This window comes from Blastococcus jejuensis, assembly GCF_039534705.1.
Lineage (GTDB): Bacteria > Actinomycetota > Actinomycetes > Mycobacteriales > Geodermatophilaceae > Blastococcus_B > Blastococcus_B jejuensis.
Map to the genome: position 1 here is coordinate 81,094 of NZ_BAAAVV010000007.1, position 22,233 is coordinate 103,326.

General features: G+C 74.8%; 23 protein-coding genes. 8 read left to right on the forward strand and 15 right to left on the reverse strand.

Going from position 1 to position 22,233, the window contains the following annotated elements:
- Positions 1–3: 3 nt before the first annotated feature.
- A complete protein-coding gene (gene recG / locus ABD644_RS15370) occupies positions 4–2,184 on the reverse strand; it encodes an ATP-dependent DNA helicase RecG (protein ID WP_344689827.1) in 2,181 nt (726 codons plus the stop codon).
- Entirely contained in the window at positions 2,184–3,791 is a 1,608-nt protein-coding gene (locus ABD644_RS15375; RefSeq protein WP_344689828.1) for a DAK2 domain-containing protein, read from the reverse strand. The genes recG and ABD644_RS15375 overlap by 1 nt, the downstream gene beginning before the upstream one ends.
- 159 nt (positions 3,792–3,950) lie before the next feature.
- Between ABD644_RS15375 and rpmB the strand changes: the two genes are divergently transcribed.
- Entirely contained in the window at positions 3,951–4,133 is a 183-nt protein-coding gene (gene rpmB, locus ABD644_RS15380; RefSeq protein ID WP_425427062.1) for a 50S ribosomal protein L28, read from the forward strand.
- 48 nt (positions 4,134–4,181) lie between these two features.
- On the opposite strand, the gene ABD644_RS15385 is transcribed toward rpmB, so the two are convergent.
- From ABD644_RS15385 to ABD644_RS15400, 4 genes are read right to left on the reverse strand one after another with little or no spacing between them, the layout of a single operon-like run.
- On the reverse strand, positions 4,182–4,688 hold the full coding sequence (locus ABD644_RS15385) for a GNAT family N-acetyltransferase (protein ID WP_344689830.1): 507 nt from the start codon (positions 4,686–4,688) through the stop codon (positions 4,182–4,184).
- Positions 4,689–4,699: 11 nt separating this feature from the next.
- Positions 4,700–5,329 (reverse strand): cytidylate kinase-like family protein, encoded by a 630-nt coding sequence (locus tag ABD644_RS15390; RefSeq protein WP_344689831.1) that lies wholly within the window; start codon positions 5,327–5,329, stop codon positions 4,700–4,702.
- Positions 5,317–5,865, reverse strand: coding sequence for a GNAT family N-acetyltransferase (locus ABD644_RS15395; protein ID WP_344689832.1), 549 nt, complete (start codon positions 5,863–5,865; stop codon positions 5,317–5,319). The genes ABD644_RS15390 and ABD644_RS15395 overlap by 13 nt, the downstream gene beginning before the upstream one ends.
- Positions 5,849–6,889: a thiamine-phosphate kinase gene (locus tag ABD644_RS15400; RefSeq protein ID WP_344689833.1), complete on the reverse strand. Its 1,041-nt coding sequence runs from the start codon at positions 6,887–6,889 to the stop codon at positions 5,849–5,851. Before ABD644_RS15400 ends, ABD644_RS15395 begins: the two co-directional genes overlap by 17 nt.
- 92 nt (positions 6,890–6,981) lie before the next feature.
- On the opposite strand from ABD644_RS15400, the gene ABD644_RS15405 reads away from it, so the two are divergent.
- Both ABD644_RS15405 and ABD644_RS15410 read left to right on the forward strand, forming a co-directional pair.
- The gene (locus ABD644_RS15405) at positions 6,982–7,215 is read left to right on the forward strand and encodes an Lrp/AsnC ligand binding domain-containing protein (protein ID WP_344689834.1); all 234 of its coding nucleotides are present in this window, start codon (positions 6,982–6,984) and stop codon (positions 7,213–7,215) included.
- 116 nt (positions 7,216–7,331) lie between these two features.
- On the forward strand, positions 7,332–7,838 hold the full coding sequence (locus ABD644_RS15410) for a DUF3515 domain-containing protein (RefSeq protein WP_344689835.1): 507 nt from the start codon (positions 7,332–7,334) through the stop codon (positions 7,836–7,838).
- Between the two features lie 4 nt (positions 7,839–7,842).
- Here ABD644_RS15410 and ABD644_RS15415 read toward each other — a convergent pair whose 3' ends face one another.
- Positions 7,843–8,490, reverse strand: a complete 648-nt coding sequence (locus ABD644_RS15415; protein ID WP_344689836.1) for a hypothetical protein — start codon at positions 8,488–8,490, stop codon at positions 7,843–7,845.
- Positions 8,487–9,623 carry a D-alanine--D-alanine ligase family protein gene (locus tag ABD644_RS15420; RefSeq protein ID WP_344689837.1) on the reverse strand — a complete coding sequence of 379 codons (1,137 nt, stop codon included), beginning with the start codon at positions 9,621–9,623 and terminating at the stop codon, positions 8,487–8,489. The genes ABD644_RS15415 and ABD644_RS15420 overlap by 4 nt, the downstream gene beginning before the upstream one ends.
- Before the next feature lie 54 nt (positions 9,624–9,677).
- On the opposite strand from ABD644_RS15420, the gene ABD644_RS15425 reads away from it, so the two are divergent.
- A complete protein-coding gene (locus ABD644_RS15425; protein ID WP_344689838.1) occupies positions 9,678–10,463 on the forward strand; it encodes a CDP-alcohol phosphatidyltransferase family protein in 786 nt (261 codons plus the stop codon).
- Here the strand turns inward: ABD644_RS15425 and ABD644_RS15430 are convergent.
- Genes ABD644_RS15430 through ABD644_RS15440 form a run of 3 tightly spaced genes read right to left on the reverse strand, consistent with a single transcriptional unit; the run spans position 10,428 to position 13,394 of the window.
- The gene (locus tag ABD644_RS15430; protein WP_344689839.1) at positions 10,428–11,555 is read right to left on the reverse strand and encodes a cystathionine gamma-lyase; all 1,128 of its coding nucleotides are present in this window, start codon (positions 11,553–11,555) and stop codon (positions 10,428–10,430) included. The two genes, ABD644_RS15425 and ABD644_RS15430, sit on opposite strands and share 36 nt — an antisense overlap.
- Before the next feature lie 10 nt (positions 11,556–11,565).
- Positions 11,566–12,570, reverse strand: coding sequence for an NAD(P)H-dependent glycerol-3-phosphate dehydrogenase (locus ABD644_RS15435; RefSeq protein ID WP_344689840.1), 1,005 nt, complete (start codon positions 12,568–12,570; stop codon positions 11,566–11,568).
- Complete coding sequence (locus tag ABD644_RS15440) at positions 12,567–13,394, reverse strand: lysophospholipid acyltransferase family protein (protein WP_344689842.1); 828 nt, start codon at positions 13,392–13,394, stop codon at positions 12,567–12,569. Before ABD644_RS15440 ends, ABD644_RS15435 begins: the two co-directional genes overlap by 4 nt.
- Positions 13,395–13,546: 152 nt before the next feature.
- On the opposite strand from ABD644_RS15440, the gene cofC reads away from it, so the two are divergent.
- The 3 genes from cofC to ABD644_RS15455 are packed head-to-tail and all read left to right on the forward strand — an operon-like array spanning position 13,547 to position 17,148.
- A complete protein-coding gene (cofC, locus tag ABD644_RS15445; protein WP_344689843.1) occupies positions 13,547–14,158 on the forward strand; it encodes a 2-phospho-L-lactate guanylyltransferase in 612 nt (203 codons plus the stop codon).
- A 4-nt stretch (positions 14,159–14,162) separates the two neighbouring features.
- The gene (locus tag ABD644_RS15450) at positions 14,163–16,250 is read left to right on the forward strand and encodes an RNA degradosome polyphosphate kinase (RefSeq protein ID WP_344689844.1); all 2,088 of its coding nucleotides are present in this window, start codon (positions 14,163–14,165) and stop codon (positions 16,248–16,250) included.
- On the forward strand, positions 16,234–17,148 hold the full coding sequence (locus ABD644_RS15455; protein WP_344689845.1) for an NUDIX hydrolase: 915 nt from the start codon (positions 16,234–16,236) through the stop codon (positions 17,146–17,148). The genes ABD644_RS15450 and ABD644_RS15455 overlap by 17 nt, the downstream gene beginning before the upstream one ends.
- On the opposite strand, the gene leuD is transcribed toward ABD644_RS15455, so the two are convergent.
- Both leuD and leuC read right to left on the reverse strand, forming a co-directional pair.
- Positions 17,145–17,765 (reverse strand): 3-isopropylmalate dehydratase small subunit, encoded by a 621-nt coding sequence (leuD, locus tag ABD644_RS15460; RefSeq protein ID WP_344689846.1) that lies wholly within the window; start codon positions 17,763–17,765, stop codon positions 17,145–17,147. The two genes, ABD644_RS15455 and leuD, sit on opposite strands and share 4 nt — an antisense overlap.
- A gap of 2 nt (positions 17,766–17,767) precedes the next feature.
- Positions 17,768–19,180: a 3-isopropylmalate dehydratase large subunit gene (leuC, locus tag ABD644_RS15465; RefSeq protein ID WP_344689847.1), complete on the reverse strand. Its 1,413-nt coding sequence runs from the start codon at positions 19,178–19,180 to the stop codon at positions 17,768–17,770.
- A gap of 86 nt (positions 19,181–19,266) precedes the next feature.
- Here leuC and ABD644_RS15470 point away from each other — a divergent pair, with 86 nt between their 5' ends.
- Positions 19,267–19,944 carry an IclR family transcriptional regulator gene (locus ABD644_RS15470; protein ID WP_344689848.1) on the forward strand — a complete coding sequence of 226 codons (678 nt, stop codon included), beginning with the start codon at positions 19,267–19,269 and terminating at the stop codon, positions 19,942–19,944.
- Positions 19,945–19,955: 11 nt separating this feature from the next.
- On the opposite strand, the gene galK is transcribed toward ABD644_RS15470, so the two are convergent.
- The gene (gene galK / locus ABD644_RS15475) at positions 19,956–21,107 is read right to left on the reverse strand and encodes a galactokinase (protein ID WP_344689849.1); all 1,152 of its coding nucleotides are present in this window, start codon (positions 21,105–21,107) and stop codon (positions 19,956–19,958) included.
- Positions 21,104–22,189, reverse strand: a complete 1,086-nt coding sequence (gene galT, locus ABD644_RS15480; protein WP_344689850.1) for a galactose-1-phosphate uridylyltransferase — start codon at positions 22,187–22,189, stop codon at positions 21,104–21,106. Before galT ends, galK begins: the two co-directional genes overlap by 4 nt.
- Between the last annotated feature and the right edge of the window lie 44 nt (positions 22,190–22,233).

The window sequence follows — 22,233 nt, forward strand, 5'->3', positions numbered from 1 at the left end:
GGCTCACGCCTTCTCCAGCCACTCCGCGCGCTCGTCGGTGGCCAGCGCGGCGACCTCGGCGGCCAGGCCCGGGTGGTCGGCGAGGCCGCGCTCGGTCGCCAGGATCGCGGTGGTCTCGGCCCGCGCGGTGGCGATGAGCTCCTCGTCCTCCAGCAGCGACAGCAGCCGGATGCCGGAGCGGCGTCCCGACTGGGCGGCCCCGAGGACGTCGCCCTCCCGGCGGGTCTCCAGGTCGAGCCGGGCCAGCTCGAACCCGTCGGAGGTGGCCGCGACGGAGGCGAGCCGCTGCCCGGTCGTCGAGTCCACCTTCGCCTCCGTGACCAGCAGGCACAGCCCGGCGTGCTTGCCGCGGGCGACCCGGCCGCGGAGCTGGTGCAGCTGGCTGACGCCGAAGCGGTCGGCGTCCATGACCACCATGACCGTGGCGTTGGGCACGTCGACGCCGACCTCGACGACGGTGGTGGCGACCAGGACGTCGATCTCGCGGGCGGCGAAGGCCCGCATCCGGGCCTCCTTCTCCTCGGGGGTCAGGCGGCCGTGCAGCACGTCGAGCCGCAGCCCGGCGAGCGGGCCGCTCGCGAGCATCTCCGCGACGTCGAGCACCGCCAGCGGCGGGCGGCGGTCGTCGGTCGGCGGCGCACCGTCGGCGTCCTCGGGCTCGTCGTCGGCGCCGGTGGTCTCGCCGATCCGCGGGCAGACCACGTAGGCCTGCCGGCCGGCGGCCACCTCCTCGCGCACCCGCTGCCAGGCGCGGTCGAGCCAGGCGGGCCGGTCGTGCAGCGGGACCACCGAGCTCGAGACGCCGCCGCGGCCGCTGGGCAGCTGTCGGAGCGTGGAGACCTCGAGGTCGCCGTAGACGGTCATGGCGACGGTGCGCGGGATCGGGGTGGCGGTCATGACCAGGACGTGCGGGGGGCGGCTGCCCTTGGCCCGCAGCGCGTCGCGCTGCTCGACGCCGAAGCGGTGCTGCTCGTCGACGACGACGAGGCCCAGGTCGGCGAACTCGACACCTTCCTGCAGCAGCGCGTGCGTGCCGACGACGATGCCCGCCCGGCCCTCGGCGACGTCGGCGCGCGCCTCGCGGCGGGGACCGGCCTTCAGCGAGCCGGTGAGCAGGGTGACCCGGGTGCCGGCCGGGTCGCCGTCGAGCTCGCCGGCGCGGCCGAGCGGCCCGAGGAGCTCGCGGATGCCGCGCGCGTGCTGGGCGGCCAGCACCTCGGTGGGGGCGAGCAGCGCGGCCTGCCCGCCGGCGTCGACGACCTGCGCCATCGCGCGCAGCGCCACCACGGTCTTGCCGGAACCGACCTCGCCCTGCAGGAGGCGGTGCATCGGCTGGTCGCGGGACAGCTCGGCGGCGAGCTCCTCCCCCAGGTCGCGCTGCCCCTCGGTGAGCGTGAACGGGAGGGCGGCGTCGACGGCGTCGAGCAGCCCGCCGGCGCGGCGCGGCCGGGCCGTGCCGGGTTCCAGCGCCGCGGCCCGGCGACGGGCGGCGAGGGTGAGCTGGAGGGTCAGCGCCTCGTCCCACTTGAGCCGGTGGGCGGCGCGCTCGACGTCCTCGGTCGTGGTGGGCCGGTGGATGTCGAGCAGTGCCGCCGGCAGCGACAGCAGCCCGTGGCGGGAGCGGATCTCCTCGGGCAGCGGGTCCTCGACCAGCTCGGCCAGGCCCCCGCCGGCACCCAGGAGCGTCTTCACCGACTTCTGGATCACCCAGCTCGAGACGTCCTTGCTCGCCGGGTAGATCGGGATCAGCGCCCGCGCCCAGTCGTCCTCCTCGGTGTCACCGCTGATCAGGTGCATGTCGGGGTGGGTGAACTGGAGCTTGCCGTTGTAGGTGCCGACCGTGCCGGCGAACATGCCCCACGCGCCCTCGACGAGCCGGGCGTGCTTGTAGTTGAAGAAGACCAGCGACATGGAGCCGGCGCCGTCGCCGACCGTGACCTCGGTGATGGTGCCGTGGCGCTGCTTCATGCGCCGGCTGCTCACGCGGGTGACCTGGGCCAGGATCGTGACGCGATCGCCCTTCTGCAGGTCGTCGAGGCGGGCCATCTCGCCACGCCGGGCGTAGCGGCGCGGGTAGTGCCGCAGCAGGTCGCGGACGGTGTGCAGCTCGAGCTGCTCGGCCATCCGCTCGCCCGTCTTGGGCCCCAGCACCCGGGTCAGCGGGGTCTGCATGGTCACCGACATCACTCGACCCCGATCTGCAGCGGCACCCCGCCCGGGCCGCCGGCGTAGCGGGCGACCTCGATGGTGGGGTGGGCGGTGGCCAGGTGCGCGCACACGGTGTCGGCGAGCGCGGCGTCCTCGCCGACCACGAGGGTCGCCATCTCCCCGCCGGCCGAGAGCAGCCGGTCGAGCAGGTCGCAGCACACGGCGGCCAGCTCGCTGCCGATGACCACGACGTCGCCCTCGGCCGAGCCCAGGACGTCGCCGGGGCGGCAGCGGCCGGCCGAGGTGAGGGCCTCCTGGTCGGCGACGAACACCTCGGCCCAGCGGGTGGCGGCGGCGGCCTCGGCCATGGCCACGACGTCGTCACCGAAGCGGGTCGTCGGGTCGGCGACGGCGATGGCGGCCAGGCCCTGCACCGGCGAGCGGGTCGGGACGACGCCGACCTCGCGGCCCTCCGCGCGGGCGCGGGCCGCGGCGCGCGCGGCGATCGGGATCAGGTCGCCGTCGTTGGGCAGCACCATGCACTCCAGTGCCCCGGAGGCGAGGATCTCGCGCAGGACGTCGTCCTCGCTGACACCGCCGGGGCCGCAGGTGACCACGCGCACCCCCTCACCGCTGAACACCTCGGCGAGGCCGTCGCTGGGCACCACCGCGACGATCGCGCGGCCCCCCGCCTCCGGCGCGGGTGCGGGCAGCGGCGCGAGCGGGGAGACCGAGATGCGATAGGGCCGGCCGGCCTCGATGCCCGCCTCGATCGCGGCGCCGACGTCGGCGACGTGGACGTGGACGTTCCACTCGCGGCCGGTCGGGGTGTCCACCCCCACCACGACGAGGCTGTCGCCGAGCTCGGCCAGCCGGACGTGCAGCCGGGCGACGGACTCGTCGTCGGCATCGGCGAGGAGGTACTGGACCTCGCTGCCCGGGCCCGGCGGCGGCTGGTGCGGGGCGTGCTCGCCGCTGTGGTCGTGGGCGGCGTGCCGGCGGGCGAGCGCCGGCCGCACGGGTTCGACGCCGGTCACCGTCGTCACCAGCGCGTCGAGCACGAGGCAGAGCCCCGCGCCGCCGGCGTCGACGACCCCGGCGTCGCGGAGGGCGGCGAGCTGGCCGGTCGTCTGGTCCAGGGCCACGCGGGCGCCGTCGGCGGCAGCGCGGACGACGTCGGCGAGCGCGGCGCGCCCCGCGTCGACCGACGCGACCGCGGCGTCGGCACCGGCCCGGGCGACGGTGAGGAAGGTGCCTTCTTCCGGGTCGGCGACCGCCGTGTAGGCCGTGTCGGCCGCTTTGGCCAGGGCCGCGGCCAGGGCCGGACCGTCGGTCGCCGGCTGCCCGGCGAGCTGGTCGGCCAGGCCGCGCAGGAGCTGGGCGAGGATCGTGCCCGAGTTGCCGCGCGCCCCCAGCACCGCGCCGCGGGCGAGCACCGACCAGGCGGACTCGGTCGTGCGGGCGCCCTCGGCGTCGAGCGCCGCGACGGCGGCCTGCGCGGTGAGCAGCAGGTTGGTGCCCGTGTCTCCGTCGGGCACCGGGAACACGTTGAGGTCGTCGAGCCGGGCACGGGCCTCGGACAGCGCCTCGACCGCGGTGCGGTACCACTGACCGACCGCGGCATCGTCCAGCGCCGGCAGCACGGGCGGAGGGTACCCACCGGGGCCGACAACGGGACCGTTCCAGGGGCAGAGCGACGTCCCGCGCCGGGAACGGTTAGACTGCTGGACGGTCTTGATGCGGGTGCTGTCCGTACCCCGCCTTTGTGAACGATTCTCTGGGAGTGATCAACCGTGGCTGCCGTGTGCGATGTGTGTGGCAAGGGGCCCGGTTTCGGTATGTCGGTGTCGCACTCGCACCGCCGCACGCCGCGCCGTTGGAACCCGAACATCCAGTCCGTGCGGGCGCTGATCGCCCCCGGCAACCGTCGCCGGATCAACGCGTGCACCTCGTGCATCCGCGCCGGCAAGGTCGTGCGCGCATAGTCCGCGCATAGTCGGAGCGCGCAACCGAGCGACGCAGAACCCCGGAGGTCACCGACCTCCGGGGTTCGTCGTCTGCGCCGGGTCCAGGCGGCGCTCCAGCAGGGTCACCGGGTGCCGGCCGCCGTCCCGATCGGACCGGCCGACCTCCTGGAATCCCTGCTCGCGGTAGTACCGCCGCAGGCGCTGGTTGGTCTCGACGCAGTCCAGCCGCAGGTGGCTGCGGCCTGACCGGGCCGCCCGCGCCCCGGCCCACCCGAGCAGCCGGCCCCCCAGGCCGGCCCCGCGCAGCGACCGGTCGACCGCCAGGCCGTGGACGTACAGGGCGTCCGGCGGCCGAGGACCCCAGACCTCCTCGTCGGCGTCGATGACGCGCAGGGTGCCGCGGACGACGCCGTCCACGCGGTGGACGAACCACTCGCCCGCCTCGATCTGGTGCCGGACGGCCTCGACGCGCACCTCGCCCGGCGCCCACTGGACGATCTCGCTGTCGACCATCCACCGCGCCGCGGCGTCGCGGAGCGCGACCACGGCCGCGGCATCGGCGGGCCCTGCCACCTCGACCACGGTCAGGCGCCCCCGATCCCCCGGTCCCGGGCCGCCGTCACCACCAGTTCCACCACCGTGTCGACGGCGAAGGCCGTGCTGTCGACCACCAGGTGGTAGTGCGCCGCCTCGGCCGGATCGCAGCGGTAGAAGTGCCGCACGTAGGCCTCCCGGGCGCGGTCGTTGGCCTCCATCTCGCGGCGCACCTCCTCCCGCGGCCGCCCGGACCGGGCGGCGGCGAGCTCGAGGCGGCGCTCGAGCGGGCCGTCCAGGCGCAGGTGCAGCGCGTCCGGCCGGTCCTTGAGCACCAGCGCCCCCGCACGGCCGAGCACCACGCCCCCGGCGCCGTCGGCGATCTCGGCGAGCACGCGCTCGGTCTGCTGCCGGTAGGCGCGCGCGTCGGGCAGCGTGGCGGTCGGCAGGACGCCCCCCACCGGGTCGGGCATGGTGCCGAGCGAGGCGACCAGCCGCCACAGGCCGCGGACCACGGTCTCGTCGTTGGCCTCGGCCTCGGCGACGGACACCCCGAGCCGGCCGGCGACCTGCGCCGGGATCGCCCGGTCGTGGAACGGGAGGCCGAGCCGATCGGCCACGGCGCGCGAGATCTCCGCGCCCGCCGCCCCGTAGGCGGCCGACACCGTCACGATGCCCATGACCGCTCCTTTCCCTCGCCCGGCCCCGCGGCGTCCTGACCGGGGGCCGGTGCCAGATCCTTGCCCAGGAACACCGCTCCCGGCGAGCAGGCGTAGACGCCGTACCCCTGAACGGGCGAGTAGCCGAGGTCGGCGTAGAGGGCCAGCGCCTCGGGCTGACGGTCACCGGTGTTCAGGACCACGCTGCGGTGGCCGGCCGCCACGGCGCTGCCCTCGAGCGCGGCCACGATCAGCTGCGCCAGGCCGCGCCGGCGGAAGCCGGGCTCGACGTACACGCGCTTGATCTCGATCCCACCCGGCGGGTACACCCGCCACGCGCCGCAGCCGGCCGGCTCCCCGGCCACCTCCGCCACCAGGAACAGCCCCTCCGGCGGGACGAACTCCGCCGGGTCGACGGCGGCCTCGTCGGGCCCGCCGTAGCGCGTCACGTACTCCTGCTGCACCCGCCCGACCAGCAGGGTGGCCACCGGGTCGTCGTAGGGCACCGCCCGGAGGGTCACCGCGGACCCGTCCCGCAGCTCAGCCGAAGTGGACATGCCCGGCTCCCTCCGCCCCGACCGCCCGCACGACGTCGGCCGCCGGCTCCCCGCCCACGAGCACCCCGGTCCGCTTCCCGCCCGGCCGCACCGACCCGATCACCGACCAGCCCGGCGGCAGCACGGCCGTCGGGCGGAACGTGGCGACCAGCGCGTGGTCCTCCCCGCCGGTGAGCACCCACGCCAGCGGATCGGCCCCGAGCGCGGACGCGACCTGCTGCAGCGGGCCGGCCGGCTCGAGGAAGGTGCGCACCAGCGCGGCGCGGTCGAGGTCGATCAGCACCCGGCTGGCGGTCGCCACGTGCCCCAGGTCGGCCAGCAGTCCGTCGCTGACGTCGCACATCGACGTCGCCCCCGCCTCGGCGGCGGCAGGTCCGGCCGCGTACGGCGGCACCGGGCGCCGGTGCGCCGACACGACGGCCAGCGGGCTGGTGAACCCACGGCGCAGCACCGCCAGCCCGCAGGCGGCCCACCCGAGGCGCCCGGCGACCGCGACGACGTCACCCGGGCGGGCCCCGGAGCGCAGCACCGGGGCGCGGCCGCCGAGGTCGCCCAGGGCGGTCACCGAGAGCACCACCGAGGCGCTGTCGGTGGCCGCTGCCACCAGGTCGCCCCCGACGACCGCGGCACCCAGCGGGGCGCACTCCTCGGCGAGCCCGGCGGCGACGCCCTCGAGCCAGCTCGTCGGCGTGGTCGGCGGGCAGGCCAGGCCCACCAGCAGCGCGGTCGCCGTCCCGCCCATCGCGGCCACGTCGGCGAGGTTGGCCGCCGCGGCCTTGTGCCCGATGTCCTCCGCCGACGACCAGTCCCGGCGGAAGTGCCGGCCCTCCACGAGGACGTCGACGGTGGCGACCACCCGCCCGTCGGTGGTCCGGAGCACCGCGGCGTCGTCACCGGGCCCCACCTCGGCGGCCCGCGAGGTCCCGGCGTGGGCGAGCACGCGGGCGATCACCCCGAACTCGCCGACGACGCGGACGCTGTCCGCCGGGTCCCCGCGCGGCACCAGTGGGCGGGGGCGAGTCATCGGTTCCCTCCGGCGGCTGAGGTAGGTTCGCTCCCTGTCCGCCACCCGGCGGGGACGACGTTCCGGCAGCGCTGCCCGAGGAAGGGTCTTCCGTGGTCCACGCCTACATCCTCATCCAGACCGAGGTCGGCAAAGCCGCCCAGGTCGCCAAGACCATCAGTGAGATCACCGGCGTGACCAAGGCCGAGGATGTCACCGGTCCCTACGACGTCATCGTCCGGGCCGAGGCCGAGAGCGTCGACGAGCTCGGCCGCCTGGTCGTCGCGCGCGTCCAGTCGGTCGACGGCATCACGCGCACGCTGACCTGCCCGGTCGTCAACCTCTGAGCGACGTCGAGCTGAGCGACGACGCCCCCGCGCCCGATCGGGCACCGGAGAGCCCCGAGGAGCGCGCTCCCGAGGACCCGCTGCGGAGGGTCGCGATCATCGCGACCGCCGTCCTGGTGCCCGTGGTCGTGGCGGTGGTCGTCCTCGTCAACGTGCTCGGCGGTTCCTCCGGCGACGACCCGCCCGCCCGGGTGGACGCCTCGACCCCGCAGCGGGCCGAGCTCCCCGTGCTGCCGCTGGAGGTCCCGCCGGTCACGCCGGAGGCCGACGCCTCGTGCCCGGCCCTGATGGAGCAGCTGCCCCTCGAGCTCGCGGGCGAGCAGTCGCGGCGTGTGCGGTCGGACTCGCCGTTCGCCTACGCCTGGGGCGACCCCGCCGTCACGCTGATCTGCGGCGTCGACCGACCGGCCGGGTTCGCACCGGATTCGGCGCTCTACCAGATCAACGGGGTCTTCTGGCTCGTCGACGACTCCGACCCCGACACGACCGTCTGGACGGCCGTCGACCGGCCGGTCTACGTGGAGCTCCGGGTGCCGGCCACCATCGACAGCGGTCCGGCGACCGTCCTGTCGACGACGATCGCCGCCACCCTCGCCTACCAGGAGCCCGACCCGAGCCCGTAGGTCCTCAGCGCGGCGGCAGCAGCTCGAGCTGGCGCGTCACGACCTCGCGGACCTCGGCCTCGGCCGCGTCCACCGAGTCGGAGACGGCGGTCACCGCCACGCTGAACACCCCGTGCCCGCACCAGGCGAACGCCGCCGGGCCGCCCAGCCCCAGGTCGGGGTCCGGGTCGTCGACGGTCAGCGACCAGCAGTTGCCCGGCAGGCCCGCGGGGTCCTGGCGCAGCATCCCCCGGTAGTGCTCGGTGTCGTTGCGGGCGAGGTCCGCGGCGTACGCCCCGGCTCCCGCGCGGTGCTCGAACTGGTCGACGAAGACCCCCGTGACCGGTCCGCTGCCGTTCGCGTTGCCCCAGAAGCGCTCCCAGCCGTACCGGTACCCGTAGTCCGCGAGCACCTCGCGCTCCCGGTACGGGTCGTCGGCGTACGCGGCGACGTCGTCGACCGTCTTGGCCCCGGCCGGAGGGTGCAGCTCGTCGTCGGGCAACCGGGCCAGCCCCGAGGGCACCTCCGCGACGATCAGCGCCTCGAGGTCCGACGCTGACGACGGCGTCGCGGTCACCGCGGCGGCCGTCGCCACGCCGTCCACGGAGCGCGTGCAGCCGCAGGCGGCCAGCGCGGCGGGGACGAGCAGGACGAGCAGCCGCCCCGCCCTCACCGGACGGGCCGGGAACCGGTCGTCAGGGCGCTCGCGATCAGCCGGTCGACCAGCTCGGGGTAGCTCACCCCCGAGGCGGCCCACATCCGCGGGAACATCGAGATCGGCGTGAAACCGGGCATCGTGTTGACCTCGTTGATGACCAGCAGGTCGCCCCCGTCGGGCGACGTCCCGAGGAAGAAGTCCACGCGGGCCAGGCCGCGGCAGTCCAGGGCCAGGTACGCCCGTCGGGCCGCGTCCTGCACGGCCGCGGTCTGCTCGGGGCTGAGGTCGGCGGGCACGTCGAAGTCGACGGCGTCGTCGAGGTACTTGGCCGCGAAGTCGTACCAGTCGGTGCCCGGGCGCAGCCGGATCTCCGCGGGCAGGCTCGACTCCGGCAGCCCGTTCCCCCGCGCGGCCAGCACCCCGCACTCGATCTCGCGACCGGGCACGGCCGCCTCCACGATCACCTTCGGGTCGACCGCCGCCGCCGTCGCCACCGCCTCGGGGAACTGGGCCCAGTCGGTGACCTTCGTGATCCCGATGCTCGACCCGGCCCGCGAGGGCTTCACGAACACGGGGAGCCCGAGCCGCTCGCGCGTGGCCCCGTCCAGGACGCCGGGATCGGGGCAGACCGCGCCCGACGCGTCCCGGAGCACCACGTGATCACCCTGCGGCAGGCCGGCCGCGGCGAGCAGCTTCTTGGTGAACTCCTTGTCCATCGAGGCCGCGCTGGCGAACACGCCCGACCCCACGTAGGGCAGGCCGGCCATCTCCAGCAGCCCCTGGATCGTGCCGTCCTCGCCGAACGTGCCGTGCAGCACGGGGAACACGACGTCGACCTCGGTCAGGGCCCGGCCGACCGCGGCGCCGGGTTCCAGGACGGCGAAGCCGCGGCCCTCGGGATCGCCGACCAGCGACACCGCCGTCCCCCCGGTGACCTCCGGCAGCGTTCCGTCGCTGATGGCCATCCGCTGGTCGCCGTCGGCCAGCACCCACCGGCCGTCGGTGGCGATCCCGACGGGCACGACCTCGTAGCGGTCGGGATCCAGGGCGGCGATCACGCTGCCGGCCGACACGCAGGAGATGGCGTGCTCCGCGCTGCGACCCCCGAACACGACCGCCACGCGCAGCTTGTCTGCCTTCCCGCTCATCGTCGCGACCCTAGCCGAGCCGGTCGGCGCGCCCTGATGTGACAGCCTCAGCGCGTGCACCAGGACACAGCCACCCCCTCGTTCTCCCGTGGGTTCCGGCTGGCCGGGGCCGCCGTGCACGTCTACACCGCTGCGGGCACCGTCGTCGGGCTGCTCATCGTGCTGGCCGCGATCGAGGGCGAGACCGTCACCGCGCTGTGGCTGTTCTTCGTCGCGCTGTTCATCGACGGCACCGACGGCACGCTGGCGCGCCGGTTCCGCGTCAAGGAGACGATCCCCTGGTTCGACGGCGCCCTCCTCGACAACATCGTCGACTACCTGACCTACGTCTTCGCGCCGATCGTGCTGCTCTGGACCACCGATGCCCTGCCCGACGGAGCGGTCGGCTGGGTGGTCGCCGCGCTGCCGCTGCTGGCGTCGAGCTACCAGTTCTGCCGGGTCGACGCGAAGCTCGTCGGCGGCACGGGGGACGACCACTTCTTCCTGGGGTTCCCCAGCTACTGGAACGTCCTCGCGTTCTACGCGATCGTGCTCGACGCGTCGCCGACCGTCGTCGCCGTCGCGCTGGTCGTCTTCTCCGTGCTGGTCTTCGTGCCGGTCCGCTACCTCTACCCGTCGCGGATGACGACGCTGCGCACGACGACGCTGGCGCTCAGCGCCGTCTGGGCGGTCACCTACGTCGTGCTCCTGGTGCAGTACCCCGACCCGCACCCAGGGGTGGTGGCGGTCTCCCTGGCCTACCTCGTCTACTACAACGGCCTGAGCGTGTGGTTCACGGTGACCGGCGCGCGCGCCCGCAGGAGATCAGGCGAGGACGGCGAGCGCGCCGGCGAGGTCTGAGACCAGGTCGTCGGTGTCCTCGATCCCGCAGGACAGCCGGACGAAGCCCGGCGCGACGGCGTCGGCGCCCCACTGCGCCCGCCGATCGATGGTGCTGTGCACGCCGCCGAAGCTGGTCGCGGCCGTCCACAGCCGGCTGCCGGCCACCAGCCGCTGCACCGCGTCCGCGGAGGCCAGTTCCGCCGACACCACCCCGTTGGGGCGCAGCATCTGCCGGGCGGCCAACTGGTAGGACGGGTCGGACTCCCGCCACGGCCACCGGACGCCGGTGACGGCGGACGACGCGGCCAGCACCTCGGCCACCGCCGCCGCGTTCGCCGCCTGCCGGGCCAGCCGGAGGTCGAGCGTGCTCATCGAGCGGTGCCCCAGCCACGCCTCGAACGGCCCCGGTGTGCTGCCGCTGTGCCCGCGCCAGGCCGCCAGGCGGGCGAACAGCGCGTCGTCGGTCGTGCTCACGTGGCCGAGCAGCAGGTCGCTGTGCCCGGTGAGCGCCTTGGTGTCACTGGCGACGGCGAGGTGCGCACCGAGCTCCAGCGGCCGCTGCCCCAGCGGCGTGGCGGTCGTGTTGTCGACGGCGACCAGCGCCCCGGCCGCGCGCGCGGCGCGGGCCACCGCCGCGATGTCGCAGACGTCCAGCAGCGGGTTGCTCGGGGTCTCCAGCAGCACCAGCCGCACGCCCTCGAGCCGGCCCGCGGCCGCGTACGCCTCGATCTCCGTCGTCGCGACGTACTCGGCCGCGATGCCGAACCGGGCCATCTCCTCGGCGGCCAGCAGCCGGGTCGTGTAGTAGCCGTCGGACGGCAGCACGACGCGGTCGCCGGTGCCCGCGCAGGCCAGCAGGACGGCGGTCAGGGCGGCCATCCCGGTGGCGAAGGACAGGCACCGGCCGCCGTCGAGCTCGCCCACCGCGCCCTCGAAGTCGCGCAGCGTGGGGTGCTCGGTGCGGGCGTAGGCGTCCGCACCGCCGGCCCGGGGAGGGAGGTCGCCCAGGTGGAAGGGCGCGGCGAACACCGGGGAGGGCCGCAGCGGCGCGCCCGCCACCGCGGGCTGCTCCCCCGCACGCACGGACCGGGTGCCGTCTCCCCAGCTCACTCCGGCATCCTCACTCCGGCTTGGCCTCGCGCGACATGATCTCCTTCACCAGCCGGCCCGGCGCCGCGCCCTCGTGGCAGACCCGGACGACGGCCTCGGTGATCGGCACGTCGATGTCGTGCGCCCGGGCGAGATCCAGGACCGAGCGGCAGCTCTTCACACCCTCCGCCGTCTGGCGGGTGCTCTCCTGGACCTCCTCCACCGTCATGCCCTTCCCGAGCTTCTCGCCGAAGGTGCGGTTGCGCGACAGCGGGGAGCTGCAGGTGGCCACCAGGTCACCGAGACCGGCCAGCCCCGCGAACGTGGTGAGCTCCGCGCCCAGCGCCAGGCCCAGGCGCGCGGTCTCGGCCAGCCCGCGGGTGATCAGCGAGGCGCGCGTGTTGTCGCCGAAGCCCAGCCCCTCGGCGATGCCGGCCGCCAGCGCGATGACGTTCTTCACCGCCCCACCGAGCTCGCAGCCGACCATGTCGGGGTTGGTGTAGGGCCGGAAGTACGCCGTGTGGCAGGCGGCCTGCAGGGCGGCGGCGCGGTCGGTGTCGGCGCAGGCGATCACGGTCGCCGCCGGCTGCTCCTCGGCGATCTCGCGGGCCAGGTTGGGCCCGGAGAGGACGGCGATCCGTTCGAGTCCGGCGCCGGTGACCTCGCAGATGACCTCGCTCATCCGCTTCGTCGTGCCCAGCTCGATGCCCTTCATCAGGGAGAGCAGCGTGGCGTCGTCGGGCAGCAGCGGGGTCCAGCGCTCGAGGTTGCCGCGCAGCGACTGCGACGGCACGGCGAGGACCACGATCTCGGCCCCCTCGAGGGCCTCGCCGGGGTCGGTCGTGGCCCGGACCGCCGAGGGCAGCGTGATCCCGGGGAGGTAGTCGGGGTTCTCCTTGGTGTCGGTGATCGCCGCCACCAGCTCGGCGCGCCGCGCGTGCAGGGTGACCTGGCAGCCTGCGTCGGCGAGCACCTTCGCGAACGTCGTCCCCCAGGAGCCGGCGCCGAGCACCGCCGCCCGCGTCATCTGGCTCATGCCGCGCTCCCCGGTGCCCCGGAGGCGTCCCCGCGGAGCTCGCGCGCCGGGCGCGGGTGGAAGGTGGTGGGCGGGGTCTCGCCCCGCAGCTCGCCGAGCTGGTCGCGCACCCGCGCCATGATCTGGTCGGTGGTCTGCCGCAGCAGTTCCACGCTCAGCGGCCGGCCGGCCCGCACCTCGGCCCGCAGGGCGGAGAGATCCACCGGCTCGCCGACCAGGTAGTCGGCCGGAGCCCGGAAGCGCAGCCGGAGCTTCTTGCGGTGGTAGTCGTGCACCCGGTGCGGCCCCCACTGGGCGACCGGCAGGACGACGGCGTCGGAGGTCAGCGCCAGCCGGGCGACGCCGGTGCGGGCCTGCATGGGCCACCAGTCCGGATCGCGCGTGACCGAGCCCTCGGGATAGATGACGACGACGTTCCCCCGGTCGAGGTCGGCCTTCGCGGCGTCGAGTGCACCGTGCGCCTCCGCCGAGAAGCGGGCCACGGGGATCTGGCCGGCGCTGCGCAGCAGGGTGCCGGCGAAACCCTTGAACACCGACTGCTTGGCGAGGAAGTGCGGCAGCCGGCCGTTGTCGAACACGAGCCGGGCGCAGGCCAGGGGGTCGAGGACGGAGACGTGGTTCGCGACGAGGAGCACCGGCCCGGTCGGCGGGATGCGCTCACCGTGCCGGTAGCGCAGCCGGAACAGCAGCGAGGCCGCCGGGTAGATGACCACGATCGCCGCGACCATGCCGTAGGTGAGGCGACCGCGCGTCCGCCACCTGGCCGGGCGGGTCGCGGGCCGGCCCTCCACCGCCGCGCTGTGCGCGGACGACTTCTCCGCCACGGGCCCCCTTCCCCTTGCCACGGGACGGCGGTCGCCGTCGTCCCTGCCTGTGACCGTCTGCTGTGATCCTGCCCATGATCGACCCTGGCCACCTCCGCGGACGGCACCGGGGTCCCGGCGTGTGCTCACATGGGTCGGTGCACAGGTGGTCGGTGGTCGTCCCGGCGAAGCGGCTGGCCGTCGCCAAGACGAGGCTGCGCCCGGTGACGGCCGGCGACGCCGCCGCGCACGCCGGCCTGGTGCTGGCCCTGCTGGCCGACACGGTCGCCGCCGCCGTGGCCTGCCCGGTGGTCGACGCCGTCCTGGTGGTCACCGACGATCCCGATGCCGCGGCCGAGGTGTCGCGGCTCGGCGCCCGCATCGTCACCGACGAACCGGACAGCGGCCTGAACCCGGCCCTCGAGCACGGGGCCCGGGCCGCCGGGGGCCCGGCGGTCGCCGCGCTGTCCTCCGACCTGCCCGCCCTGCGACCGGCCGAGCTGGCCGCGGCGCTGACCGCCGCGGCCGCCGCGCCGCGCTGCTTCGTCGCCGACGCGCACGGCACCGGCACCACGCTGCTCACGGCGGTCGGGACCGGGCTGCGTCCGTCGTTCGGGACGGGGTCGGCGGCGGCGCACCGGGCCGGTGGCGCGGTTCCGCTGACCGGCGCCTGGCCCGGCCTCGTGCAGGACGTCGACACGGAGGCCGACCTGCGTGCCGCGCTCCGGCTCGGGACCGGCGCGCGCACGAGCGCGCTCACCGTTCACCTCGGTGCGGCACCATGAGCCCGTGGCCACCGAGAGCGCGCCCCGGACCCCGCCCCTGCCGGCCGACCGCTTCCTGAACCGGGAGCTGTCCTGGCTGGACTTCAACGCCCGGGTCCTGGAGCTCGCGGAGGACGCGTCGCTCCCGCTGCTCGAGCGGGTCAAGTTCCTGGCGATCTTCGCCAGCAACCTCGACGAGTTCTACATGGTCCGCATCGCCGGGCTCAAGCGCCGGCACAGCACCGGCCTGACCGTCCGCTCCCCCGACGGCCTGACCATCCGCGAGCAGCTCGAGCTGATCACCGCCCGGACCCAGGACCTGGTGCAGCGGCACGCGGAGACGTTCCTCAAGGACGTCACGCCGCGGCTGGAGGACCAGGGGATCCGGATCGTGCACTGGGAGGACCTCGGCGACGAGGACGCCCGACGGCAGCGCGAGTACTTCCGCGACCAGGTGTTCCCCGTGCTGACGCCCCTCGCGGTGGACCCGGCCCATCCGTTCCCGTACATCAGCGGGCTGTCGCTGAACCTGGCGGTCATGGTCCGCGACCCCGCCGACGGCTCGTCGCACTTCGCCCGGGTGAAGGTGCCCAACAACGTGCCCCGGTTCATCCCGGTGGGGGCGGGTGGGGCGAACGACAGGGACCCGACGGCGACGTTCCTGCCGCTCGAGGACCTCATCGCCGCCCACCTGCCCCAGCTCTTCCCCGGGCTCGAGGTGCTCTCCCACCACCTGTTCCGCGTGACCCGCAACGCCGACATGGAGGTCGAGGAGGACCGCGACGAGGACCTGCTGCAGGCCCTCGAGCGGGAACTCGCCCGCCGCCGGTTCGGCCCGGCGGTGCGGCTCGAGGTCACCGAGTCGATGGACCAGCAGATCCTCGAGGTGCTGCTGTCGGAGCTGGAGATGAAGCCGCACGACGTCCTGCACGTGCCGGGCCTGCTCGACCTGGCCTCGCTCTGGGCGCTCTACGACCTCGACCGGCCCGAGCTCAAGGACGAGCCGTTCGTCCCGTTGACGCACCCGCGGCTGTCGGAGGGCGAGACGCCCAAGAGCGTCTTCGCCACGCTGCGGGAGGGCGACGTGCTGGTCCAGCACCCGTACCACTCGTTCGCGACCAGCGTGCAGCGCTTCATCGAGCAGGCCGCGGCCGATCCGCAGGTGCTGGCGATCAAGCAGACGCTCTACCGCACGTCGGGTGACTCCCCGATCGTCACCGCGCTGATCGAGGCCGCCGAGGCGGGCAAGCAGGTCGTCGTCCTGGTCGAGATCAAGGCGCGGTTCGACGAGGAGGCCAACATCACCTGGGCGCGCTCGCTGGAGCGGGCCGGCTGCCACGTCGTCTACGGCCTGGTCGGGCTGAAGACGCACTGCAAGACGGCTCTGGTGGTGCGCCGCGAGCAGGGCGTGCTGCGCCGGTACTGCCACATCGGCACCGGCAACTACAACCCGAAGACGGCGCGCCTCTACGAGGACCTCGGCATCCTCACGGCGGACCCGCGGGTCGGCGCCGACCTCACCGACCTGTTCAACACGCTGACCGGGTATTCGCGGCAGACCAACTACCGCACGCTCATGGTGGCCCCGCACGGCATCCGCACTGGGCTCATCGAGAAGATCCGTCGGGAGGCACGGCACGCCGCCGAGGGCCGGCCGGCGGGGATCCGCATGAAGATGAACTCCCTGGTCGACGAGCGGATCATCGACGCGCTCTACGAGGCCTCCCGGGGCGGCGTCCCCGTCGAGCTGCTCATCCGCGGCATCTGCGCCCTGCGGCCCGGCGTCCCCGGGCTGTCGGAGAACATCCGCGTCCGCTCGATCGTCGGGCGCTTCCTGGAGCACAGCCGGGTCATGTCGTTCGTCAACGGCGGGGACCCGGAGTGGTGGCTGGGCAGCGCCGACCTCATGCACCGGAACCTCGACCGCCGCGTCGAGGTGCTGCTGCGCGTCTGCGACGAGACCGCCCGCCGGCAGCTGCACGAGGCCCTCGAGCCCGCGCTGGCGCCGGGGGTGCGCAGCTGGGAGCTGGGCAGCGACGGCTCCTGGACCTTCACCGACGGGCGCGACTACCAGGCCGAGCGGCTGCGCCAGGTGGGTGAGCTCGCTGGCTGACCCGGCCGTCCTCGCGGCCGGCGGTGTGCTGTGGCGCACCGAGCCCGGCGGCGGTCTCGAGACCGTGGTGGTGCACCGGCCGAGGTACGACGACTGGTCGCTGCCCAAGGGGAAGCCGGAGGACGGCGAGCACCTGCTGGAGACCGCGATCCGCGAGGTCGTCGAGGAGACCGGCCTGCGTGGCGTCGTCGGCCGGCGCGGGGTCCGCACCACCTACGCGGTCCCCGAAGGGCGCAAGCGGGTCGACTACTGGCTGATGCGGGCCGCCGGCGACGACTCCCCCGACCGGTTCGTCCCCAACGACGAGGTGGACGACCTGCGCTGGCTGCCGGCCGACGACGCGGCGGCGCTGTGCACCCACCCGCACGACCGCGCGGTCGTCGCCGACCTCGCCCGGACCGACGTCCCCCGCGCGCCCGCGCTGCTGCTGGTGCGGCACGGGCGGGCCGGTGACCGGTCGGAGTGGGACGGCCCCGACGAGCTGCGCCCGCTGGACCACCGCGGCCGGGCGCAGGCCCGGCGCCTCGCCGAGGTGCTCCCCCTGTTCGGCCCCACGACCGTGCTGTCCGCGGAGCGCACGCGCTGCCAGGAGACGGTGCAGCCGCTGGCCGATGCGCTCGGGCTCCCCGTCGAGCCGCTGCCGGAGCTCGGCGAGGAGGAGTTCGCCGACGATCCCCAGGCCGGGCTGGCCGTCGTCGACCGCCTGCTCGCCGGCCCCGGGGTCACCGTCGTCTGCAGCCAGGGCGGCGCGATCCCCTCGGTGCTGATGGCCCTCGGGGTCCGCTGGGACGGCCTTCCCGGCCGGCTCTGGCCGCCGTGCGCCAAGGGCAGCGTCTGGGCGCTCGGCGGCCGGCCGGGCGGGCTGTCCGCCGACTACTACCGGAACTTCGAGACCTAACCGCGCGCCGGGAGCGCCGTCGGCTTCCAGGACGGCCGGGACGCCTCGTACGCCTCGATGTCGGCCAGGTGGCGCTCGGTGAGCCCGACGTCGTCGAGCCCCTCGAGCAGCCGCCAGCGGGTGTAGTCGTCGATCTCGAACGGGACGCTCCGTTCTTCCCCCGCCCGCGCCGCCCCCCAGGACACCTGCTTGGCCTGCAGGTCGACGGTCACCGGGGTGGTCGGGTCGGCCTCCACCGCGGTCCAGAGCGCCTCGACATCGGCCTGCGGGAGGACGACGGTCAGCAGACCGGCCTTGGTCGAGTTGTTGCGGAAGATGTCGGCGAACCGGGAGCTGATGACCACCCGGAAGCCGCCGTCGAGCAGCGCCCACACCGCGTGCTCGCGGGAGGAGCCGGTACCGAAGTCGGGGCCGGCGACGAGGATCGAGGCGTCGGCGTACTGGGGCTGGTTGAGCACGAAGTCGGGCTCGTTGGTCCGCCAGGCGACGAACAGGCCGTCCTCGAAGCCGGTGCGGGTGATCCGCTTGAGGTACTCGGCCGGGATGATCTGGTCGGTGTCGACGTTGGTGCGCCGCAGCGGGGCGGCCGTGCCGGTGTGGGTGGTGAAGGCGTCCATCGTCAGACTCCAGCCATCTCGAGGTCGGCGGGCGCCGTCAGGCGACCGGTGAGGGCGGTGGCGGCCGCGACGGCCGGCGACACCAGGTGGGTGCGGCCGCCCTTGCCCTGGCGGCCCTGGAAGTTGCGGTTGCTGGTGGAGGCCGACCGCTCGCCGGGCTGGAGCTGGTCGGGGTTCATGCCCAGGCACATCGAGCAGCCCGCGCCGCGCCACTCGGCGCCGGCGTCGAGGAACACCCGGTCCAGGCCCTCGGCCTCGGCCTGCGCCTTGACGGCCACCGAGCCGGGGACGACGAGCATCCGGGTGCTCGGGTCGATGTGCTTGCCCTTCAGCAGCTCCGCGGCCACCCGCAGGTCCTCGATCCGGCCGTTGGTGCACGACCCGAGGAAGACGGTGTCGACCTCGATCTCGCGGAGCGGGGTGCCGGGCGTGAGGCCCATGTAGGCCAGCGCCTGCTCGGCCGCCCGGCGGTCGCCCTCGTCGGCGAACTCGGCCGGGTCGGGCACGGAGGCCCCGATCGGCAGGCCCTGGCCCGGGTTGGTGCCCCAGGTGACGAAGGGGGTCAGCGACGCGGCGTCGATGTGCACCTCGCGGTCGAAGACGGCGTCGTCGTCGGTGCGCAGGGTCTGCCAGTACTCGACGGCGGCGTCCCAGTCGGCCCCCTCGGGCGCGTGCGGGCGCCCCCTCAGGAAGTCGAACGTGGTCTGGTCGGGGGCGATCAGACCCGCCTTGGCCCCGGCCTCGATCGACATGTTGCAGATCGTCATGCGGCCCTCCATCGAGAGCTTCTCGATGGCCGGCCCGCGGTACTCGATGACGTAGCCCTGGCCGCCGCCGGTACCGATCTGGGCGATGACGGCGAGGATGACGTCCTTGGCCGAGACGCCCGGCGGCAGCTCGCCGTCGACGGTGACCGCCATCTGCTTGGGCTTGTACTGCGGCAGCGTCTGGGTGGCGAGCACGTGCTCGACCTCGCTGGTGCCGATGCCGAACGCCAGCGCGCCGAACGCCCCGTGGGTGGACGTGTGGCTGTCGCCGCACACGATCGTCATGCCGGGCTGGGTGAGGCCCAGCTGCGGCCCGATGACGTGCACGATGCCCTGGTCGCGGTCGCCCATCGGCGCCTCGCGGATGCCGAACTCCTTGGCGTTGCGCCGCAGCGCCTCGACCTGGGCGCGGCTGACCGGGTCGGCGATCGGCGCCAGGATGTCGAGGGTCGGCACGTTGTGGTCCTCGGTCGACATCGTCAGGTCGGGACGACGGACGGTGCGCCCGGCCGCCCGGAGACCGTCGAACGCCTGCGGACTGGTCACCTCGTGCACGAGGTGCAGGTCGATGTAGAGCAGGTCCGGCTCGCCGGCTGCGCTGCGCACGACGTGGGCGTCGTAGACCTTCTCCGCCAGGGTCTTCGGCACGACTGGTCCTCTCGGGGGAGTCTCACTGGCCATCCCACTATCTGGGATGCGAGTATTGCTGTGTGGGACAGCCTAACCCCGTCGCCGTGCTGGACAAAGCGGTTGCGATCCTCCGCTCCGTCGCCGAGGAGCCCGCGACGCTCGCCGAGCTCGTCGCGCGCACCGGCTTGCCCCGGGCCACGGCGCACCGCCTGGCCGTGGCGCTCGAGGGTCACGGCCTGGTGCGACGCAGCGACGCCGGCGCCTGGGAGCCCGGCCCGACGCTCGCGGAGCTGGGACGTGGCGGCACCGACCTGGCCGAGATCGCCGGGCGGCACCTGGTCGCGCTGCGGGACGCCAGCGGGGAGAGCGCCCAGTTCTACGTCCGCGACGGCGCCACGCGCGTGTGCATCGCGGCCGCCGAGCGGGCCAGCGGGCTGCGCGACACCGTGCCGGTCGGTGCCCGCCTCCCCATGACCGCCGGCTCGGCCGCCCACGCGCTGCTCGCGTTCACGCCGGTCGAGGAGGTCAACCGGCTGCTGCCGAACGCCAGCTTCACCGCGCGGACGCTGCTCGAGGTCCGCCGTCGCGGGTGGGCGCACAGCATCGCCGAGCGCGAGCCCGGGGTCGCCTCGCTGTCGGCGCCGGTGCGTGACGGGGCGGGGACGGTCCTGGGCGCGGTGTCGATCTCCGGCCCCGTCGAGCGACTCGGCCGCCGGCCCGGCCCGCACGTGATCGGCGCCGTGCTCGACGCCGCGGTCGCGATCGGCCGCGCCGCCCGCTAGCCGTCCCCTCGTCAGGCGATCCGGCGGGCGCCGGCCGAGGGCACGACGTCGAAGGTGCGCGGCTCGGCGAAGCCCTCGCGGTCGAACCGTTCCCGGACCGCATCCGCGACCGCGGGGGCCCGGTCCCGGTCGACGAGCACGACGGCGCTGCCGCCGAAGCCGCCGCCGACCATGCGGGCCCCGTGTGCGCCGGCGCCGACCGCGGCCGCCACGCAGGCGTCGAGCTCGACGGTGGAGATCTGGAAGTCGTCGCGCAGGGACTCGTGCCCGGCCACCAGCACGGGCCCGATCTCCCGGGGATCACCGGCGCCGCGCAGGATCTCGACCACCTGCAGCACGCGCGCGTTCTCGGTCACGATGTGCCGGGCCCGGCGCAGCAGCACCTCGTCGTCGAGGGCCGCCAGGGACGCCACGTCGGCGACGTCCCGCAGTGCCGGCACGCCGAGCCGGGCGGCGGCCTCCTCGCACTCGCGCCGGCGGTCGCCGTACCCCCCGTCGGCGTGCGTGTGGGACGTGCCGGTGTCGACGACGAGCAGCTCGAGCCCCGCCGCGGCCATGTCCAGCGGCACCTGCTCGGTCCGCTTCGCGCGGGTGTCGAGGAAGAGCGCGTGGCCGGCGGTGCACAGCAGGGAGGCCGACTGGTCGAGGATCCCGGTCGGCGCCCCGACGAAGTCGTTCTCCGAGCGGCGGGCCAGGTCGACGAGGTCCTCGCGGGTGAGCTCCGGGGCCACGAGGTCGCGCAGGGCCAGCGCCACCGAGCACGTCAGGGCGGCCGACGAGGACAGCCCCGCCCCGACCGGGACGTCGGTGTCCACGAGCACGCTCACGCCCCCGGCCAGCCGGTCGCGGAGCCCGTCGACCACCCCCGCGGGGTAGCCGGCCCATCCGGAGGGCTGCCCGGGCGCCAGTTCGGCGACCGCCAGCTCGACGACGTCCCCGTCACCCTGCAGCGACGCGAACGCGAGCCGGCCGTCGGAACGCCGGGCCACCGCCGCGCGCGTGGTGTGCGGCAGGGCCACCGGCAGCACGTAGCCGTCGTTGTAGTCGGTGTGCTCCCCGATCACGTTCACGCGTCCCGGCGCCGCCCACACACCCTCGGGGGCCCCGCCGAACCGCTCGGCGAACGCGGCCTGAGCTCGAGCCGCCGCCTCGACGTCGTTCACTCCACGACCACGCTTCGGAGTGCCTCGGCGATGTCCTCCGGGTTGGTGTCGGTGATGAAGACACCCATGCCCGACTCCGACCCGGCCAGGTACTTGAGCTTCCCGGGGGCGCGGCGCAGCGAGAACAGCTGCAGGTGCAGCCACCAGTCCTCGCGGCCGGCGTGCACCGGGGCCTGGTTCCACGACGCGATGTAGGGCATCGGGGTGTCCATGCGGCGGGCGAACCGGGCGAGCACGTCGAGGTAGAGCTCGACGAACGCGTCGCGCTCGGCGTCGTCGAGGGCGGGCAGGTCGGGCACCTTGCGCACCGGGAAGAACTGCACCTCGTAGGGCCAGCGACCGGCGGCCGGGACGAACGCCGTCCAGTGCTCGTTGGCCGCGACCACCCGCGGTCCGGTGCGCTCCGCGGCGACGACGTCGGCGAACAGGTCGCGCCCCGTCGCCTCCCGGTGGCGGGCCACCGACGCCAGCAGCTTCTCGGTGCGCGGCGTGACGAAGGGGTAGGCGTAGATCTGGCCGTGCGGGTGCGAGAGCGTCACCCCGATCTCCTCGCCGTGGTTCTCGAACGGGAAGACCTGCGCCACCCCGTCGATGCCCGACAGCTCCGCCGTCCGCTCGGCCCACACGTCGACGACCAGCCGGGCGCGCTCGGTGCCCAGCTCGGCGAAGACCCGGTCGTGCTCGCTGGTGAAGCAGACGACCTCGCAGCGGCCGAATCCCGGCCGCAGCTCCGCGAACGGCGCACCCGGGGCCGCGGCCGGCACGTCCTCCGAGACGGCGGTGGCCAGCGACGGGAAGCGGTTCTCGAAGACGACGACCTGGTAGTCCCGCTCGGGGATCTCGGTGGCGCGGTCGGGCGTCGAGGGGCACAGCGGGCACTGGTCGGCCGGCGGCAGGAACGTCCGGCTCTGCCGGTGCGACGCGACCACGACCCACTCCCCCAGCAGCGCGTCGTAGCGCATCTGGGAGAGGGTGCTGACCGGCGGGAGGTCGCGGGAGTCGACGGCGTCCCGGGGTACGGGCCCGGCGTCGAAGTAGAGGATCTCGCGTCCGTCGGCGAGTCGTCGGCTGGAGCGGATCACGCCCGGACGCTAGCGCCGGGGCATGATCACCGGCCATCCGGGGT

Bases quoted from the DNA above. Each gene is read 5' to 3' on its own strand.
- recG (WP_344689827.1), bottom strand. From the start codon at position 2,184: ATGTCGGTGACCATGCAGACCCCGCTGACCCGGGTGCTGGGGCCCAAG.
- ABD644_RS15390 (WP_344689831.1), bottom strand. From the start codon at position 5,329: ATGGGCATCGTGACGGTGTCGGCCGCCTACGGGGCGGCGGGCGCGGAG.
- ABD644_RS15395 (WP_344689832.1), bottom strand. From the start codon at position 5,865: ATGTCCACTTCGGCTGAGCTGCGGGACGGGTCCGCGGTGACCCTCCGG.
- ABD644_RS15400 (WP_344689833.1), bottom strand. From the start codon at position 6,889: ATGACTCGCCCCCGCCCACTGGTGCCGCGCGGGGACCCGGCGGACAGC.
- ABD644_RS15420 (WP_344689837.1), bottom strand. From the start codon at position 9,623: ATGAGCGGGAAGGCAGACAAGCTGCGCGTGGCGGTCGTGTTCGGGGGT.
- ABD644_RS15435 (WP_344689840.1), bottom strand. From the start codon at position 12,570: ATGAGCCAGATGACGCGGGCGGCGGTGCTCGGCGCCGGCTCCTGGGGG.
- leuD (WP_344689846.1), bottom strand. From the start codon at position 17,765: ATGGACGCCTTCACCACCCACACCGGCACGGCCGCCCCGCTGCGGCGC.